Here is an 18,866-nt window from a genome sequence, read left to right on the forward strand (position 1 = left end):
CCTGGGTGGTTGTTGAGAGAAGTGCAAGAATTTAATTTATGGAAGCTGAGGTAATTCTAAAACACTGGCAACTAAAGCAATCAACTCTGTAGGGTCAACTGGCTTAGATAAATGCTTCTGAAACCCTGCTGAAAGGGCTTTTAATCGGTCTTCTTCTCGCGTGTATGCTGTTAAAGCGATCGCTGGGATATGTCCGCCTTTTTCTGGTTCTAAAGAGCGCAGTTGACGAATCAACGTGTAACCATCTTGATCTGACATCCCAATATCGCTAATTAAGACATCTGGTTTTGAGTGTTCTAATATTTTTAGCGCTTCATCAACTGATGCTACCGCAGTGGCGATCGCTCCATACTCTTCAAACATGAAGCTGAGAAAGTTACGGGTATCCGTTTCATCATCTACTACTAGAACCTTTAATCCAGCAAGGGGAGCAGAGCCAGCAGGCAAGGAAGTTTCTCCTTCTGTTTCTTTATTCTTACTACCTCTGTTTTCGCGTAGCAATGGTAGTCTGACGGTAAAAGTTGCTCCCTGTCCTGTACCTGGACTTTCAGCCGAGATTGTGCCTTTGTGCAGTTCCACCAAATGGCGGACGATCGCTAATCCTAATCCTAGCCCATTGTGCGATCGTGTTGTTGTGCTATCTGCCTGTCGGAACCGCTCAAATACTTTAGGTAAAAATTCTGGGCTGATGCCAATACCAGTATCAATAACTTGAATTTGGGCAGATTTGATAGTTGTTAATTCTTCCTGAGTACTAACCATTGATAAAGTAACTTCTACCTTGCCACCTTTAGGAGTGAACTTAATGGCGTTAGTTAGGAGATTCCAGACAACTTGTTGTAAACGGGCTGAATCGCCAAAGACTGACCCTATGGAAGTATCCAGGATAGTGTTTAATTGAATACCTTTTGTATCTGCCAAGGGACGTACTGCCTCTAGGGCTGCTTCAGTCACAGTTACCAAATTCACAGCACAAATATTTAACCGCAGTTGACCCCGGATAATCCGTGATACATCCAAAATATCCTCAATTAATTGCACTTGAGACGTAGCGTTGCGTTCAATCGCCTCTAGGGCGCGAGCAGTTGCTTTTTCGTCAAGTTTCTTGGAGCGGAGGATTTTTGACCAACCCAGCATCGAGGTTAAGGGTGTGCGAAGTTCATGGGAGAGAACAGCGAGAAATTCATCTTTCATTCGATTTGCTGCTTCTGCTTCTGCTCTTGCTGTTTGTTCTCGAATTACTTGAGCGCGGACTTCTTCGGCTTGCTTGCGTTCAGTAACATCTTCGAGCGTACCGACATACCCTAGCAATTCGCCTTGACTCGAAAGCATCGGTGATGACCGAATTTGAACCCAACGGATATGGCCATGAGCATTTTGAAATCGAAATTCTTCAGAGTAGTCACGACCTTGACTAATGTAATTAGACCAACTGGCGATCGCTTTGTCGCGATCACTTGGATGAACAGATTCCAGCCACCTTTTAACTAAACTTTCTGCTGGTCTGAGTCCGCAAATTGCCTGATAACGGGGATTAGTATAGTTACAGCGTCCTTCAGTGTCAGTCTCAAAAATGCCAATAGGTGAACAGGTACTCAGTGAACGGAAGCGTTCTTCACTTTGTCTAAGTTCAGCATTGACGGCTACAAGTTCAGCAGCTTGTCTTTTCACTGCTTCTGTTTTCTTAAATAATTCTACAAATACTGTGACTTTAGAAGTTAAAATATTTGGGTCTATTGGTTTGAGCAGATAATCGACTGCACCTAGGGCATAGCCTTTAAATAGCATTTGGTCGCTGGTGCTAAAGGCAGTGAGAAAAATAATTGGAGTGTGACGCGATCGCCCCCGATTCCGAATCAAAGTAGCAGTTTCAAAACCATCAATCCCTGGCATTTGCACATCCAGCAAAATCACCGCAAAGTCTTGATGCAACAGACACCTCAAAGCTTCTTCCCCAGAGGTTGCTCTCACCAGATTTTCCCCCAGTTTTTCCAGGATTGCCTCTAGTGCTAGCAAGTTTTCTAGTTTATCATCCACTAGGAGGATGTTTACTTTGGGTTCCATCTGCATGGTTTCATTTCCGTATAGGGTGACAAAGCTTGACTAACTGAGAAGCAATGTCTGAGAGTGACAAAATCCAGTCTACTGCAACAGCAGAAATTGCTGCTTCTGGCATAATGCAACTCTCAGCGGTGGTAGGTTCTTGAACAATAGTGAGTCCTCCCCGCGCTTTCACTTTTTTAAGACCTTGAACACCATCTTGGTTTGCTCCTGTCAATATTACACCGATGACTTGCTGGGCGTATATATCAGCTGCCGACTCAAACAGCACATCAATCGATGGTCGGGCATAAGAAACAGGCTCATCAGTAGAAAGAGCAAAGTGATTTGGTTCAATTAGCAAGTGATAATCTGCGGGAGCTAGATAGACATGCCCTGACTCTATTTGATCTTTGTCTTCCACTTCTCGGATCGGCAACAAAGTGTGTTCTTGTAATAATTTATTCAGTGTGTCATCAGACTCTTTGTGGCGGTGTTGCACGATCGCGATCGGCACAACCAAGTCTGCTGGTAAGTTTCTCAGAATAATTTTTAGTGCTGATAATCCGCCCAAAGAAGTCCCAATGACCACTATTTTAAATGACACTTTTTTAGCCCTCATGCCCGTGGAATCAGGATTGCAATCTCGATGTAACTTGATGGCTCATAGAATACTTTTCCCATTCTCCAACTCCTCGACAACTATTAAGCTCATCCCACCCCTAAAAGAGGATGGGATTTCACGTTGACTGTTGACTGTTAACTGTTGACTGTTAACTGTTGACTGTTAACTGTTGACTGTCAACGGCGTCGGGGCGTCTTTCATCACCTACCGAGAAGGAATTGGTTTTCGCGACGCCTTTTTATAACCTACCTTGATTTGGCGTTTATATCATCCATTTAAAAGTATATCTATTTGTTATTAGCATTACAAATTGATATTTTATAAAAGTGAAGTAATTTACATAAACATAGACTATTGGTATTTAATAATATTTTAATAATGCAAGAACAGATACATTATAAAACCTAGCTTTTGCTAAATAAATAACTTTTAATTTTTAATTTTTAATTTTTTGACAATTCACAAAAATTTACCTAAGCTAAAAGATAGGTTAAGCAAATCAAACAAGTGACAGCGATTTAGTTTAGCTACATCAAGAATTGCTGTTGCAGAATATCGCCCAGGAAAATGAATCGCAACCACAATCATTTACTTTAAAAGCAAATTCAGCAGATTGCACCAGGTAGATATTAAACAAATTCTGGTCATCTAGGAATGGATGCTGATGGTGATGTTAGCGAGTATTCATCAATCAATAAAATTTGACCCAGGTGCAGTAGATATGTCCAGGAGAACACCATGTTTGAGTATATTACGTCTTTGAACGACCATAATTTACCCTACCCAGATACGATTCATCCCATCGTTGTCCATTTCGTAATTGCGATGGTATTGTTTTCCTTCTTCTGCGATGTAGTTGGTTATTTTACTGGTAAAACCCATCTTTTTGAGGTGGGTTGGTGGAATATGTTTGTGGCGACAATCGCCATCTTCGTCGCCGTCATTTTTGGTCAGTTTGAAGCTGGCTTAGCCCAACCTTACGACCTAGCTAAATCAGTGCTAAATATGCACACACTACTTGGTTGGTCACTTTCTGGAATCATCGCCGCAATTACAGCATGGCGCTATGTAATTCGTACCCGCAACCCACAAAAATTACCGATTTATTATTTGGCAGCAGGACTACTTTTGACCTTGATAGTTGGCTTTCAGGTATATCTCGGCGATGAACTTGTTTGGGTATATGGATTGCACACAGTGCCAGTTGTGGAAGCGGTAAAGGATGGTATGTCATGAACTCAGAACTAATTGATCAATTGAGCGCACAACTGGGTGCAAATGGACTGCCTTACACCATTCCCATTCATCCCAACCTAGTGCATCTTACCCTAGGTCTGTTCATTATTGGAGTTACCTTTGATATCGTCGGTGTTTTGTTCCCCTTCCAAAAGTGGGTTTTCAAATTTTTGGCAATTACCGTTGAACGTGACAACTTCTTTAATGTTGGCTGGTACAACATGTTAGCTTCCAGCATCATTACATTTTTCACGGTAGCGGCAGGCTTTTACGAAATGATGTTGGCAGCACCGTCACCTAATGTGAAAAGTGCCTGGGGATTGCAGGCAATGGAAACCATGCTTTGGCACGGTGTTGGTGGTGTGTTTTTATTAGCGCTGATTATTGGCATGACCGTCTGGAGAGGATGGCAGCGCTTCGTTTGGAGCAAAAACGCAGATAGACAAGTGCAGTCGAGTTATTTGCTCACAGGCATAACAGTCATGTTGATTATGTTCTTCCACGGCACACTAGGGGCACAAATGGCCACCGAATTTGGCATACACAATACCGCAGATAACTTACTGCGATTAGGCCAAGACCTCAATACAACACTTAAGTAATTTGTCCTTTGTCCTTTGTCATTTGTCATTAATTATTCTCTCCCCCTGCTCCCCAGTCCCCAATCCCCAATCCCCAGTCCCCAGTCCCCTTAACCATGAAAATCCAGAAGATTTTAAACATTTTGACATTAATTACGGGTGCGATCGCAGTGACTACTACTAGTCTCTGGATTGGAAAACAGGCTTATTCCTGGCTTCCACCACAAGCAGCCGCCGAATCTCGACTGATTGATGATTTAATTAGTTTTTTGGTAACGCTAGGTGCATTGATTTTTTTGGGAGTGACTAGCACTCTCATGTATTCAGTGATTTTCCATCGCGCCAAAAAAGATGACTACACCGACGGCCCCCCAATTGAAGGTAATGTCACACTGGAAGTTGTTTGGACAGCCATCCCAATTTTGCTAGTATTTTGGATTGCGGGTTATAGCTACCAAGTGTATGAGCAAATGGGAATTCAAGGCCCGATGGAGCATGTACATTTCCATCTGCCGATGGCTATGCAATCTGCCTATGCAGCGCCAAAAGACCCAGCAAGCGACGCCTTAACTGAACCAGTAGAAAAAATTGATGTACTAGCCAAACAGTGGGCTTGGGTGTTTCATTATCCCCAAAAAGATATTACCAGTACCGAATTGCATTTACCTAGCGATCGCCGGGTGCGTTTAGCACTGCAATCAGCAGACGTTCTGCACGGCTTCTACATTCCGGCATTTCGCCTCAAACAAGACGTGATTCCCAATCACACTATCGACTTTGAATTTACTCCCACCCGCACAGGCGAATATCGACTGACCGATTCCCAATATAGCGGCACATACTTTGCGACCATGCAAGCCGATGTAGTTGTCGAATCTCCCGAAGATTATCAGCAATGGCTAGCCCAAGCTGCAACCCAAAAGCCGTCTGTGGCAAATAATCAGGCAGCTTCCGAATATGCTCAAGCATCCAATCAGTCAGTCAAAACTGGTTGGACGACTGTTGCACCTGCGGTAGCTCCTCTAGTCAATGCCCATTAGGGGAGTCAACAGTTCAAAGTAAATCATTTGTTGCTCCTTTAAAAAGTTAAGAGTCCTCCAGTCCAAATTTTGACCATTGACTGTTGACTCTGGACTCTTTGAGTAGCACCCGGTTAAAAGGAAAATAATCGATGACTAATATTCCTATTGACAGTATCAGTATCGCTAGTCAGCAGCCCAACCACGAATCTCCGGGTAACTGGAAAGAATACTTCAGTTTTAGTACAGATCATAAAGTAATTGGTATCCAGTACCTCGTTACTTCTTTCTTCTTCTTTCTCGTTGGCGGTATCTTTGCGATGGTGATTCGGGGAGAACTAATTACACCCGAATCAGATTTAGTTGACCGCACCGTCTACAACGGGATGTTCACCATGCACGGCACTGTCATGCTGTTTTTGTGGACATTTCCCTCGCTAGTTGGTTTTGCTAACTATCTAGTGCCCCTGATGATTGGGGCGCGAGACATGGCATTTCCCCGCCTCAACGCCGTCGCCTTTTGGATGGTTCCAATAGTTGGGATTCTGCTAATGGGCAGTTTTCTCATCCCTGGTGGCCCAGCCCAAGCAGGCTGGTGGTCTTACCCACCAGTTAGTCTCCAAAACCCGACAGGTAACTTAATTAATGGTCAAGTTCTCTGGTTGCTGGCAGTGGCAATATCAGGCGTGTCCTCAATTATGGGAGCAGTCAACTTTGTCACCACAATCGTCAAAATGCGAGCACCAGGCATGGGCTTCTTTCGGATGCCCCTATTTGTTTGGGCAGTATTTAGCGCTCAGATTATCCAACTATTTGGACTACCTGCACTAACAGCAGGTGCGGTAATGCTGCTACTTGACCTCACAGTTGGCACCGCCTTTTTTGACCCAGCCAAGGGCGGGAATCCAGTCATGTTCCAGCACTACTTCTGGTTCTACTCTCACCCTGCCGTTTATGTGATCATTCTGCCTGTATTTGGGATTTTCTCAGAAATCTTCCCAGTTTACTCACGTAAACCCCTGTTTGGCTACAAGGTAGTCGCCATTTCATCCATCTTAATTGCCGTAGTCAGCGGTATTGTTTGGGTACATCACATGTACGTCAGCGGTACACCTGGTTGGATGCGGTTAATTTTCATGCTGACAACAATGTGTGTATCTGTACCCACTGGTATTAAGGTATTTGCTTGGGTAGCGACCATTTGGGGCGGTAAGCTGCGGCTGAATACAGCGATGCTATTTGCTCTAGGTGCATTGGTAATGTTTGTCTTCGCCGGCATCACAGGCATCATGCTTTCCTCTGTGCCTGTTGATGTACACGTTAATAACACTTATTTCGTAGTAGGTCACTTCCACTACGTCCTTTACGGCACAGTAACGATGGGCTTGTATGCTGCCATCTACCACTGGTTCCCCAAAATGACCGGGCGGATGTACTCCGAAGGCTGGGGTAAATTGCACTTTTGGTTAGCATTCATTGGCACTAACCTCAACTTTTTACCCATGCACCCTTTAGGACTACAAGGGATGTTACGTCGAGTCTCTTCCTACGCCCCAGAGTATGCATTCTGGAATATCATCGCTAGTCTCGGCGGATTTCTGCTGGGAATGTCTACCTTGCCCTTCATTTTCAACATGGTGATTTCTTGGATGCAAGGTGAGAAAGCACCTGATAACCCTTGGCGGGCAATTGGATTAGAGTGGTTAGTTTCTTCACCACCCCCAGTCGAAAACTTTGAAGAAATTCCCATTGTTCTTACCGAACCCTACGGCTACGGCAAGTCAGAACCATTGACAGCCAACTTACAGAGCCATAACTCTTTAACAGACATAAAGTAACCCAAAAAGAGGTACGTAGAAACCCTTTGCGTACCTCCGCGCTTTCCTCCCTTCGGGTTCACCAGTCGCCTGCGGAGGGAAACCCTCCCGCAGCGCTGGTTCACCGCGTTCCTTTGCGTTTCAAATTCAACCCTCAAAGTAAAAAAGAATTCCCCCGATGGACAGTTATATCATTTCCCATGAATCGCACCAGACAGCAGAACACAGCCACGACGAAGAAGGCAACAAAATGTTTGGCTTCATTGTGTTTCTCCTGTCTGAAAGCGTCATTTTTCTGAGTTTTTTTGCAGGATATATTGTCTACAAAACAACGACCCCTAACTGGCTACCTTCTGGTGTTTCTGGACTAGAAATTAAAGAACCAACCATCAACACAGTAATTCTTGTCGCCAGTAGCTTTGTTATTTACTTAGCAGAACGCGCCCTTCAACGCCATGACTTAATGAAATTTCGCCTATTTCTCTTAGCCACGATGGTAATGGGAACTTACTTTTTAGTAGGACAGGCGATTGAATGGAACAGTCTCAGTTTTGGCTTCACTTCAGGGGTATTTGGTGGGACGTTCTATTTACTAACTGGCTTCCACGGTTTGCATGTTTTTACTGGCATCCTGTTGCAGTTAATAATTTTTGTCCGCTCCTTCATTCCCGGAAACTACGACTCAAGTCACTTCGGTGTCAATGCAACTTCATTATTTTGGCATTTCGTAGATGTCATTTGGATTATTTTGTTTGTCCTGATTTATATTTGGCAGTAGACATTAAATCTGCTTTCATTCTGCGTTGCGATCGCAGTTAAAATGTATTACTGAGCAATGGATAAAAACAGTGCTGCTCGTTTTCACTTCCAAATTCAGCACCGGCTAAACGCCCCGCTAACGCTAACATTGCTCAGTATTGCTTCACTGAGTCAATCTGCCTGTAAATAATAGATTTTATTATAAAGTCTAAATCTAGTAACTTTTACGTCCCCGCAATTTTCTTGTAGAGCTTCTCGCCCTTGGCTATTTCTTCATAATATTGTTCATAAGGAGTGAATCTGATCGATTCTTGTCGTCCTAAACCCAAAAGACCAAAGTTGCAAAGACTATTATAAAAAAGTTCATGTACCCGTTTTTGAAGTACTTGATTGAAATATATTAAAACGTTACGACAAATGATGATATTAAATTCATTGAAAGAACCATCAGTTGCCAAATTATGCTGAGCGAATACTACGTTTTCTCTTAAGGATGTCCGAAAAATGGCATTGTCATAAGCCGCTGTATAATATTCTGAAAAAGACTGCTTACCACCTGCTTTGAGGTAAAGCTGAGTATATTCCTGCATAAGTTTTAGGGAGAAAATACCACTCCTGGCGGTTTGTAGTACCTTCTCGTTAGTATCAGTAGCATATATCCGACAACGATGGTAAAGCCCTTCTTCTTGCAGCAGAATTGCCATTGAGTATACTTCCTCCCCAGTAGAGCAGCCAGCGTGCCAAATCCGAATAAACGGATACGTTTGCAAGAACGGAATAACTTGATTTCTTAAAGCCTTATAAAAGCTGGGGTCACGAAACATTGATGTTACATTCACCGTTAGACCTAGCAAAAACCGTTCAAGATAGGCGCGATTGTGGAGTAACTGCTCTTGCAATGCAGAAATATTGGCTAACCCTTCTAGCTGTATAAAGCTCAGAATGCGTCGCTTGAGTGAGGAAAGAGCATAATTACGGAAGTCATAACCGTAATATTGGTACACTCCCTCTAATAGCAACTGGATTTCGATGTCCTCCAAAGTGGGTTTGGGCAAAGTCATAGTAGGAATTAGCATATCTATCTGCTTAACCAATTACTGAAATACGCTAGCTATTCAACAAATTAAACTGCTTGCGGCTAGCAAAGCAACTACAGTGGTTTGCACTTGGATGTAATGAACTCACTTCTCCTACCAGAAAGGGAAATCTTTGCTCCTATTCCCTAAATTAGATTTGCTTTTCTCAATTGATAATAACTATTTTCCTTAAAATACCTTATTTATCACCAACTTTTAACACAATACACTGATAGTATTTTAATAATTCCAAACGATAATCATAGAGTTTCACCTTGAATTATCCAGTTTGCCAATTGAATTTACTATTTAACCGTTCAGTTCAAATAATTGAATACTACACCTAAACAGGCGATCGCTACTATTGAAATCCCAGTTAGCCATCTCACCTGGTAGCGCAGATGTTTAATCTCTAAGCTAAGACTTTCCGTTGATGATAAAGAATATGGCTGAAGTTGTTCTGCTTCGATAGCTACCTCTTGAGCTATCTCTTGAGGTATATTTTGTAATCCTTTAAAGGCAATTTGTAAGTATAGCCAATCAGTAATCAGTCGGGGACAATTCTTTTTAAACCAATTGAAGGCTAAGACTCTAAAAACTGGTTTGGACATTCGAGAAATTAACTTCATCACCCTGTTTAGGGGTCGCAAGCGAATCTTTTGGTTAATCAAGTTGACTGAGCCAACATCATAAAGACAATCCAGAATTAGTTTTACAGTGGCTTCTTCACTGTTAATTAAATTTTGTATTAAAAGCAGAACATCACGCATACGCTCTGCTTCATTATCTTTTTCTGGCAATGTTTCTGAAGGCTGTACTAAGGTCTTTAGGGGTTTTTGTCTAACTATTGTCATACTGGTAAAATAACAGCGACATTATTTTAAGTACACCTGTCTATCGAAAGAAATATATTTTATCTAGAGGGAGAATGTAAAAAGTGAACTACTAAGACTTCTAAGGCTGAAGTCTGAGCTTCTATAATCACGGGGGAGTGCCGCAACGCGCGACTGTCGTTCATGCTTTGGTCTTATACCATTTCACGAAATTTTTGATACAAATCACTTTTCCTACTCCCCCTCTGCCTCCCTGCTTAAGCGTAGGGGTACAAGTCGGGGAACCCGCCCAACGCAGTGGGCTAGCTATACAAAAAAAATCCGCCTGCGCGGTTTAAAAGGCTGACATTTTACAATTGTGCTTACACCCAAGGCGGTGTATATGCCGATTACAAACCATGCAGCTAAGAAGAAGTGAAAGCTGCGGCTGTTTTTCAAAGAAGCCTATTGGAAGTATTAACCAACTGAAATAGCCGTGAGCCGCAACGATGTTGTAGGTTTCTTCTCACGAATCAATATTCTCTTTAATCGAACGGTGGAGCAGGCGGCAAGGCCAGCAGAAAGCTCCACAAATACTTACCGAAGCAATAGCAGCGAAAACTCGCCAAGTCAAACTAGGTGGAGTGGCATCTGAGGGTTGGTTTTGTGCGCCTTTAGCTAGTTCTGGAGCGGAATGAGATAGCTGACTGGCTGTACTCACCCCTTCAATCGCCGCTCCAATTAGATAAGCTACCAGGGCAATTCCTAGCCAGTGATTTATCATGTTGTACTATTTGAATTCTGATGAAGATGCTCGACAAGAAGCAATTATTTGGTTTCTCATGCTAATGATTGCTTTGCCCAACAGATAGTCTGCCTTCTGCCGTGTCGCGAATGAGGGGCAGTTTAGATTTGATGTAAGTATTGAGGCTACCATCTGCCTGAGCGTCAAGCCCTTGCTTGGCTTGCAACTGCTGGAGGAGTAATTGCACTAAAGCAGCATCGTCAAACTGGAGCAGGATACTGACCTGAGTAGACTCGATTACAGCCCACAGTTGTTGCATCATTTTGGCAGTGATCATGAGTCTCAACCCTCTTAAGCTTTTCTTTATATTTACACAGTTTTGGAATCGACACTAGGTTTTTGTCTCTGGTTTAATCAATCAACACAATTAGAGAGGCGTAAAAATAGCAAGATTTACGCAAATCCTTATTCCGTCTTGTTTTCATTAATTTTGAGGTCAGGGTCGCCACCAGTGATTGTTTGGAATAAGTTCCCTAGTAAGAGGAAAAAAGCCGCGATCAACAATATGAACATTAAACTAGCAAGAGCAGCAAAGGGAGAGATGATGAGCGACACTAACAAAGCAAACACCACAGTCGTTATTAGTGTTTTATTCATTCTTTTTTTACCTTAAATAATTGCTAATCTCCAACTTACTAACTAAATCAGGAACTCGTCTACATCCAATAGACGGAATCAGTCATATTTATCTGGTAGTTGTTTGAGATGAAATTAACTGATAAGCTGTCGCGCATATAATCTGCACATCTTTTCGTGTTGGCTGTTGATTGTTGACGGTTGACAGTTAACCGTCAGCGATTAACGAACCTCATGAGTGACTGTGCAATTTAAAAGCGTAATAGCTTAATATTTAGTTAAGTGCATTAATGAAGATGCTCAACTCCAGTCAATTAATTTGTTGTTAGAACAACCAAGCTGAAGTTTACTTGAAAATGTGAAGCACTTTATCTTGAGTTTCTCCAATTTTTAGAAAGGCTAGAGAAAATGATTCAGATTGTGTACTCACTTTGAGATTTCCTAGCCATATTCGCTTGACCTTATCCAAATCTAAGAACGTAATTCTCATTATCCGGCAACAATTCTGGCATTGTGGCAAAAACCTTTCCAGACGTGATTAGTTGTGATGAGATTGGAAAAGTCAAAGCCTAACTTCCGTAAAGGTTTTAGCGTATGTGTCATAGCGGAATGCGAAAATGTATAAAGTCTTGAGAAAGAGGGCTAAAAAACCGTATACGGCTTTTCGAGCCACCAAAGTATTCCTTAAGGTTATAATCATTAGTTCTGATGGGAGATGTAATACCTAAATTTGAATTGTTATTCTATATTTGTGAGTAAAAAATATTTTCAAAATTAACAACAATGAACATTCTTGCTTGGATTGTTTTAGGTCTAATTGCTGGCGCGATCGCTAAAGCTATCTATCCTGGTCATCAAGGCGGCGGAATTCTCGGAACAATCTTGTTAGGAATTATTGGTGCTTTTGTTGGCGGTAGTTTAGGTGTATTCTTCAGTACAGGAACCTTAGCTCTAGCCGCACCTGGTCTTAGCATTACTGGTATTATAGTCGCAGTTTTGGGTGCAATTGTAGCCGTTTTCCTTTGGAACTTGCTAACCCGTAGAAGTGCTGTATAAAAAACTAAATCAGTTTCAACTAATAATCAATCTCAGGGAATTAATTCTACTTTTTATCCCTGAATTAAAGTCAAAGAATAGCGCCTACCTTTACTTAGGGAGCGCTATTCTTGTTTTTTAATAAATACAAAATAAAGATTAGCAAAAACTTGAATGTAGTGCGTAAACGTATAGAAGTTTGTAGCCAAACATCACCGTTTGTTAAATGTTGATGATATTGATTGCTAGATTTGTGGGATACTAGTGCAACAAGGTATAAGGCAGCACGCTGCACTACAACAATGGAAATGCAGAGATACACTACGATTTCATTTAAATTTAAAACAGCTTTCAAAACTGACTTAGCACAGATTGATATTGCTGTATGAGTTTGCATCTAACACAGCTTCATCCCTTACTCAAAAACTATTATGCTAATTGCCTTCAAAAAACAGTTAAATAACCTGTTAGATAACTCTCTGATGGCAACAAGTTTCAGTCATGTCCGAGTTAACTCGATTACAAAATAAGACCTGCTATAGTGTCATTGCATAAAAAGTTCCCAAAAAGTAATTTTAGAAAGATTTTTTGACACTTACTACTTAATTATTTGAGCGAGCAATTTATCTCAGCTTACTCACATGTCCTAAGCCACTACCAAAATGTATTTGTCCCTACCACAGCCAAGTTTAGCTTTGTTTGGACTTAAAAGGTTAAAAACTTACACTATTAAATTTAAGTAAATAAGTAAAAAAAGTATGAAAAAGTCCGTTAAAGTCATATCTAAAATAAACTTTATTACTTTTTTTACAAATGAGTATCGAAGAAGCATTAGTAATTTTAGACACATTTCTTGAGCAAAGCTTAAATGACGTTCAGGAGCTAGTGTTTCGCCAAGCTTGGGAAGGGCAAACTTATCCAGAAATAGCAGAAAGTTCTGGTTACGATGCCAATTACATAAAAGATGTTGGTTCTAAGTTATGGAAGTTACTGTCACAGGCTTTGGATGAGGAGGTTACGAAAAGTAATTTTCGGTCAGTTTTAAGACGGCGATCGCGTAGTATCGACTTTCGTGAAGCATCCCGTACCCCTGTAGAATCACAAGCTACACGTAGCATTGAGCATAGTATCAGGGAAGACATCATCCAAAAAAGATCGCAGAATGTACAAGCAGCCTTAAAGCATCGTCAGCCATTAGAAAAACAGAGAGAGGAACTTGAGATTATCTCTAAGGATGGTGAAATATCAGAGTTACTTGTGGGGATAGAGGCACAAGAGAGGAGAAAATCCCTAAGTCCTAATTCTGAGTTGCTAGAAATTCCTAGTGGTTCAGTACCACTCAATTCCTTTTTTTATATCGAGCGTCCTCCAATTGAAGAACGCACCTATGCCGAAATCAATAAACCTGGAAGTCTGATCCGAATTAAAGCCGCCAGCCAAATGGGGAAAACCTCCCTGCTGCACAGAATTCTTGCTCATGCCAGACAGAATGGGCTACACACAGTACAGATAAGTTTGCAGCGGGCAGATAGTCAAGTTTTCACTAGCTTAGAAAAATTCTTACGCTGGTTTTGTGCCAACATTAGTCGGCAATTGAACATAGAACCAAAGCTAGATGATTATTGGGATGAAGATATTGGCAGCAAAGTTAGCTGTACATTGTATTTACAGGGGTATTTACTGCAAAAAATCGACTTTCCGGTAGTCTTAGCTTTGGATGAAGTGAATCGCATTTTCGAGTATCCAGAAATCTGTCGCGACTTTCTACCCTTACTACGCTCCTGGTATGAAGATGCTTCTGAACTAGAAATTTGGCAGAAACTTCGACTAGTGGTGGTTCACGCCACTGAGGCTTATATTCCGTTAGATATCAATCAATCGCCTTTCAATGTTGGGCTACCGATTAAGTTACCAGAATTTAGTTTAGAGCAAGTACAGGAATTGGCCATACGTCATGGGTTGGATTGGGTTAAATCTGAGGCAGGAGTGCATAAACTCACTCTGCTGATAGCGATGATTGGCGGTCATCCCCATCTAGTACGTCTAGCTCTTTATCAGTTGGGACGTCAAGAGGTGACTCTAGAGCAGTTATTACAAGATGCTCCCACTATTGCTGGAATTTATAGCAACTATTTGCGGCATCATCTGGCGAATATCCAAGGGCATCCCCACCTGATAGCAGCACTCAAATCAGTAGTTACGTCGCCAACAAGTGTGCAATTAGAAGCGATCGCCGCCTATAAACTAGAAAGCATGGGTCTGGTAAAACTTGAGGGAAACCAGGCAATGCCTAGCTGTGAGCTGTATCGACTTTATTTCCGCGAGCAATTGGGCTAAAGGCATGAATAAGTACGAATATCAAATCGGCGGTAGTCTGAAAGTAGAGGCTCCTAGCTATGTAGAACGACAAGCTGATTTTGAACTCTATAATTCTTTGCTACAGGGAGAGTTTTGTTATGTATTCAGCTCACGACAGATGGGCAAATCCAGCTTGCGCTTACGAACAAGGCATCGATTAGAACAAGCAGGTTTTAGTTGTGCCTCTATCGACATGACCCGAATCGGTAGCGCCAATATCACCCCTTCTCAATGGTATAAGGGCATAGTAGTTGACTTATTGAGAGGTTTTAATCTCTTTGAAAAAGTAAATTTAAAAACCTGGTGGTGGGAACGAGAAGATTTACCAGCGCTACAGCGATTGAGTCAGTTTGTTGAAGACATTTTGTTAGTTCAGATCAAAAGTGAAAAAATATTTATTTTTGTTGATGAAATAGATAGTGTTCTCGGTCTGAATTTTCCAGTCGTCGATTTTTTTGCGCTGATTCGGTCATGCTACAATCAACGAGCCGAAAATCCAGAATATAACCGCCTAACTTGGGCGCTGTTCGGAGTGGCAACGCCCTCAGATTTGATTGCCGATCGCAACTCTACCCCATTTAATATAGGCAAATCTATTGACCTGCATGGCTTTTTGTTGTCGGAAGTTCAGCCATTAGCAGCAGGTTTAGAGGGTAAGGTTGCTAACCCGATGGCGGTTCTCAAAGAGATTTTGGCTTGGACGGATGGTCAACCCTTTCTCACCCAAAAGCTATGTGAGATTGTAGTGCAAGAAAGAAACAGTGGCCGCAAGGATGTTGAGGAGCATAGAAGTTTAGAAGCCGATGATCGTTACAAGTTAGATGACCATTTACCCATTATTAATTATCATCTCATCAGTTTTTATTACCAATTTCCATCGTTAATTTTGGAAAAGCTTGTGCAAACTCACATCCTTGAAAACTGGGAAGCCAATGACGAGCCAGAGCATTTGAAAACCATCCGCGATCGCCTCCTCACAGATGAGCAACGTGCAGGAGGTTTGCTGGGAATGTACCAGCAAATTTTACAGGGAATTCAAGTCTGTTCTAATGATGGAGAAGAACAAATCGAGCTGCTGTTATCAGGGTTAGTGACTAAACAGCAAGGACAACTGATAGTGAAAAACCGCATTTATCATCAGGTTTTTAATCAAGCTTGGGTAGAGAAACAATTAGCAAAACTGCGACCTTATTCTCAGACATTAAATGCTTGGGTAGCTTCAGAGTACCGTGACTATTCACGGCTATTACGCGGACAAGCCTTGCTTGAGGCTCTAGCTTGGTCACAGGGCAAAAGCTTAAGCGATTTAGATTATCATTTTTTAGCAGCTAGCCAAGAATTTGATCGGCGAGAAGTTGAGACGTGGTTAGAGGCGGAACGTGCTAAAGAAGTTAAAGCCAGATTGGTTCAAGAGCAAAAAGCTGCTAGATTTCAAAGATTGTTTTTTCTGGGTGCATTCAGTTGGGTATTGTTGATTGCTTTAGGCTTAGGGATGGGAACTTTATTCGAGTATGGAAAGAACTGTTCTGTTAGATTTAAGCAATTGTTCCATTACCGATGAGTAGGAAGAAAGGGGATTGGGGAATGGAAAACTCTTCTCTAGTCGCCAGTTTTTAATTTTAATTTCTGATAAAACTATAGCGTTTCCTAGTCGGCTGAGGTACAAATTTGTCGGTGTTTATCCGTGTTTATCTGTGGTTAATTACAACTTCTGTATAATACCGATTCAATTAATGATTGCAACAAATCTTTTGGTAAAGAGACGTTGCATTGCAACGTCTCTACATGGTCTGTCTCTTTGTCAAAGTCAATTTTTTTTAACGTAGACGCGGAGCGGCTTGCCGCAGGCTACCGCCAACGCGCAGCGGACGCACCAGAAGGATGCATACTCCTGCAAAGAAGCAAGCTACGCGGAGCGTCTGTCTACGACACGCTACGCGAACGTAGAGAGCAAAGAGAAGGAATAAATACTTAACTGAATTGTATTGCTTCTTCTTTGTACCTCACTCAAATGATAACTGCTATATATGACTTTTTCTGACTAAATAATACAAAGCAATTCGAATAGTTTTTTGATATCTCTAACTATTTAGGACTTTTTCAGGCTGTGTTTGTGCAACCAAAAGCTTAATTTAGATTCAGGATTAAACAAAAACCATCCCAACTATACAAATTAAATAAATTATAGGTGTCGGTTAACAATTTTTTGGTAACACTATCAAATTAATGTAGTTTAAGGAATAAAATTATGGCTTTTAATGCAACTCTAGAAACAAATAATAATATTGCCACCATCAAGTTGTCTGGCGAATTAGATGGGTTGACTGCATCAGTTTTCAAAACAGAAGTAGATAAAGCAGCATCTCAGAAAGTGAAATGCCTTGTTTTACTAATGCAGGATCTAGAATATATGTCTAGCGCTGGTCTACGGGTGCTGATTTTCGCTAAGCAAAAAATGGGTGCAAACGTTGATATTTATGTCGTTGGCGCTCAGGAAACGGTGATCAATACATTGCAAAAGACTGGATTTGATCAAAGTGTGATTTTGCTAGATGATGATAATATCTCTGAACTCGAAAACGTTTAGAAGAAAGCATATTAATTAGTTTCTACAAGGCAATTGGTATGCAACCTTCTTTAACAGTGCCGGCAACCTTGGATTCACTTTCAACAATCGCTAAATATGTACTCGCAGCTACCGCAGCAGCCGGTTTAGATAAAAAAGCTGCCTATCGGTGCCGCTTAGCAATAGACGAAATAGCCACCAATATCATTACTTATGGCTATGGTCAAGCAGGTTACGAAGGGGTATTGGACTTGCAAGCAGAGATTGACGAGCAAGCTTTGACTATTTCTATTGAAGATACAGGTTTAGCCTACGACCCTTGCCAAACGCAGCTTCCAGACGAAAATCAGTTAAAGTTGCCTCTAGAGGAGCGGTCAATTGGTGGTCTAGGCATATATCTTGCGCTCCATGAGGTCGATAAGTTTCTTTATGAACGCGTCGATAACAAGAATCGCAACATCTTCATTATGTTTCGTATGAAAGAGAACAAGGAATAGGGAATAGTGGAAAATAGAGCGATCGCTAGAGACTAGTCAAATCAACGCAGTAGATGCGATCGCGTCCTACTTACTAATTAGTACCGTTTTACATAGTATTTGTACTGCCGTGCTATCTAGATGCAACCTTCTGCAATGTTAATGCACCCTTTTTTATTCTCATTCCTTGACTCTGCCAAAAAATGTTTAAGGAGGCTCCTCCATAATGAAAACTGAGCACGAGCTTCTACTTATCTATGAGCGAGACTTACAAATCGCTCACATGATTCAAGCCGACTTCTTACCAGAAGCTTTGCCACAGATGCCTGGGTGGGAAATAGCAGCCCGTTTTCATCCAGCGCGTGTAGTAGGTGGAGACTTTTACGATGCTTTTCCCCTTGCTAATCACCGAATTGGTTTTGTGATTGCGGATGTTTGCGATAAAGGGGTGGGTGCTGCGTTATTTATGTCCCTTTTCCGAAGCTTGATTCGGGCTTTTGCCCAACAGCATTATAATTTGAGCTGGTTAGGCGCTCTTAACGATGAGAGCAGCAAGTTAGCGAAAGGTGGACAACGGGCACAGGCTCCAAGAATTGGTACTACTGCGCTCAAAAATGCTGTCAGCCTGACAAATAATTATATTGCTAATAATCACAGTCGGATAAATATGTTCGCCACACTTTTCTTTGGTGTGTTGAACCCAAGCACAGGTCTATTGCACTACGTTAACGCTGGACATGAACCTCCAGCTATTTTTGGGGCTGGTGGTGTTAAGGCTAGGCTTAAACCTACTGGCCCAGCTGTTGGGATAATGCCTAATAGAGAATTTGGAATTCAGCAAGTCCAGTTGGAACCGGGAGATATTTTAGTAGCTTACTCTGATGGTGTGACTGATGCTCGTGACCCTAAAGGTCAGTTTTTCGGTGAAGAAAAATTTCTATCTTTATTACAGCAGCCTGCGCCCTCTGCTACTGCGGTGCTAGACCTGATCGAAGCAAGTGTGTATGCTTATATTGATGATGCTGATCAATTTGACGACATTACTATGCTGGCTGTGCATCGTGCCTGATTTAAGGTGCAGACTA

At 41.7% G+C, this 18,866-nt stretch carries 19 protein-coding genes and 1 pseudogene; 12 read left to right on the plus strand and 8 right to left on the minus strand.

What is annotated here, in order from left to right; genetic code table 11:
• Positions 1–36 precede the first annotated feature (36 nt).
• Complete coding sequence (locus tag FNW02_RS06410; RefSeq protein ID WP_191756731.1) at positions 37–2,070, minus strand: hybrid sensor histidine kinase/response regulator; 2,034 nt, start codon at positions 2,068–2,070, stop codon at positions 37–39.
• Between the two features lie 4 nt (positions 2,071–2,074).
• A complete protein-coding gene (locus tag FNW02_RS06415; protein ID WP_191756732.1) occupies positions 2,075–2,647 on the minus strand; it encodes a chemotaxis protein CheB in 573 nt (190 codons plus the stop codon).
• 756 nt (positions 2,648–3,403) lie between these two features.
• Between FNW02_RS06415 and FNW02_RS06420 the strand changes: the two genes are divergently transcribed.
• The 5 genes from FNW02_RS06420 (at position 3,404) to FNW02_RS06440 (ending at position 8,096) form a co-directional block, all read left to right on the plus strand.
• Complete coding sequence (locus FNW02_RS06420) at positions 3,404–3,901, plus strand: DUF2231 domain-containing protein (protein WP_191756733.1); 498 nt, start codon at positions 3,404–3,406, stop codon at positions 3,899–3,901.
• Entirely contained in the window at positions 3,898–4,503 is a 606-nt protein-coding gene (locus FNW02_RS06425) for a DUF2231 domain-containing protein (RefSeq protein WP_191756734.1), read from the plus strand. Before FNW02_RS06420 ends, FNW02_RS06425 begins: the two co-directional genes overlap by 4 nt.
• A 95-nt stretch (positions 4,504–4,598) precedes the next feature.
• The gene (locus FNW02_RS06430) at positions 4,599–5,522 is read left to right on the plus strand and encodes a cytochrome c oxidase subunit II (protein ID WP_191756735.1); all 924 of its coding nucleotides are present in this window, start codon (positions 4,599–4,601) and stop codon (positions 5,520–5,522) included.
• A 131-nt stretch (positions 5,523–5,653) separates the two neighbouring features.
• Positions 5,654–7,339: a cytochrome c oxidase subunit I gene (ctaD, locus tag FNW02_RS06435; RefSeq protein ID WP_191756736.1), complete on the plus strand. Its 1,686-nt coding sequence runs from the start codon at positions 5,654–5,656 to the stop codon at positions 7,337–7,339.
• Between the two features lie 157 nt (positions 7,340–7,496).
• On the plus strand, positions 7,497–8,096 hold the full coding sequence (locus FNW02_RS06440) for a cytochrome c oxidase subunit 3 (protein WP_191756737.1): 600 nt from the start codon (positions 7,497–7,499) through the stop codon (positions 8,094–8,096).
• A gap of 205 nt (positions 8,097–8,301) precedes the next feature.
• On the opposite strand, the gene FNW02_RS06445 is transcribed toward FNW02_RS06440, so the two are convergent.
• From FNW02_RS06445 to FNW02_RS06470, 6 genes and pseudogenes are all read right to left on the minus strand, one after another.
• Positions 8,302–9,138, minus strand: a complete 837-nt coding sequence (locus tag FNW02_RS06445; RefSeq protein WP_191756924.1) for a CheR family methyltransferase — start codon at positions 9,136–9,138, stop codon at positions 8,302–8,304.
• A 332-nt stretch (positions 9,139–9,470) separates the two neighbouring features.
• Positions 9,471–10,007, minus strand: a complete 537-nt coding sequence (locus tag FNW02_RS06450; protein ID WP_191756738.1) for a hypothetical protein — start codon at positions 10,005–10,007, stop codon at positions 9,471–9,473.
• Positions 10,008–10,340: 333 nt separating this feature from the next.
• Positions 10,341–10,491 (minus strand): annotated as a pseudogene (locus FNW02_RS06455) (photosystem II q(b) protein); the annotation flags it as partial.
• A complete protein-coding gene (locus FNW02_RS06460) occupies positions 10,492–10,749 on the minus strand; it encodes a hypothetical protein (RefSeq protein WP_191756739.1) in 258 nt (85 codons plus the stop codon).
• Between the two features lie 61 nt (positions 10,750–10,810).
• Complete coding sequence (locus tag FNW02_RS06465; RefSeq protein ID WP_191756740.1) at positions 10,811–11,047, minus strand: hypothetical protein; 237 nt, start codon at positions 11,045–11,047, stop codon at positions 10,811–10,813.
• A gap of 128 nt (positions 11,048–11,175) precedes the next feature.
• Positions 11,176–11,367 (minus strand): hypothetical protein, encoded by a 192-nt coding sequence (locus tag FNW02_RS06470; protein ID WP_191756741.1) that lies wholly within the window; start codon positions 11,365–11,367, stop codon positions 11,176–11,178.
• A 762-nt stretch (positions 11,368–12,129) separates the two neighbouring features.
• Between FNW02_RS06470 and FNW02_RS06475 the strand changes: the two genes are divergently transcribed.
• From FNW02_RS06475 to FNW02_RS06505, 7 genes are all read left to right on the plus strand, one after another.
• Positions 12,130–12,402: a GlsB/YeaQ/YmgE family stress response membrane protein gene (locus FNW02_RS06475; RefSeq protein WP_191756742.1), complete on the plus strand. Its 273-nt coding sequence runs from the start codon at positions 12,130–12,132 to the stop codon at positions 12,400–12,402.
• A 792-nt stretch (positions 12,403–13,194) separates the two neighbouring features.
• Complete coding sequence (locus FNW02_RS06480) at positions 13,195–14,718, plus strand: AAA-like domain-containing protein (protein ID WP_191756743.1); 1,524 nt, start codon at positions 13,195–13,197, stop codon at positions 14,716–14,718.
• Between the two features lie 4 nt (positions 14,719–14,722).
• Positions 14,723–16,300, plus strand: coding sequence for an AAA-like domain-containing protein (locus FNW02_RS06485; protein ID WP_191756744.1), 1,578 nt, complete (start codon positions 14,723–14,725; stop codon positions 16,298–16,300).
• 237 nt (positions 16,301–16,537) lie between these two features.
• Positions 16,538–16,714: a hypothetical protein gene (locus FNW02_RS06490; protein WP_191756745.1), complete on the plus strand. Its 177-nt coding sequence runs from the start codon at positions 16,538–16,540 to the stop codon at positions 16,712–16,714.
• Between the two features lie 273 nt (positions 16,715–16,987).
• Positions 16,988–17,326 (plus strand): anti-sigma factor antagonist, encoded by a 339-nt coding sequence (locus FNW02_RS06495; RefSeq protein ID WP_191756746.1) that lies wholly within the window; start codon positions 16,988–16,990, stop codon positions 17,324–17,326.
• Positions 17,327–17,364: 38 nt separating this feature from the next.
• On the plus strand, positions 17,365–17,802 hold the full coding sequence (locus tag FNW02_RS06500) for an ATP-binding protein (RefSeq protein WP_191756747.1): 438 nt from the start codon (positions 17,365–17,367) through the stop codon (positions 17,800–17,802).
• 205 nt (positions 17,803–18,007) lie between these two features.
• Positions 18,008–18,850 (plus strand): PP2C family protein-serine/threonine phosphatase, encoded by an 843-nt coding sequence (locus tag FNW02_RS06505; protein WP_191756748.1) that lies wholly within the window; start codon positions 18,008–18,010, stop codon positions 18,848–18,850.
• Positions 18,851–18,866: the final 16 nt, after the last annotated feature.

This window comes from Komarekiella delphini-convector SJRDD-AB1 (genome assembly GCF_014831675.1).
GTDB lineage: Bacteria > Cyanobacteriota > Cyanobacteriia > Cyanobacteriales > Nostocaceae > Komarekiella.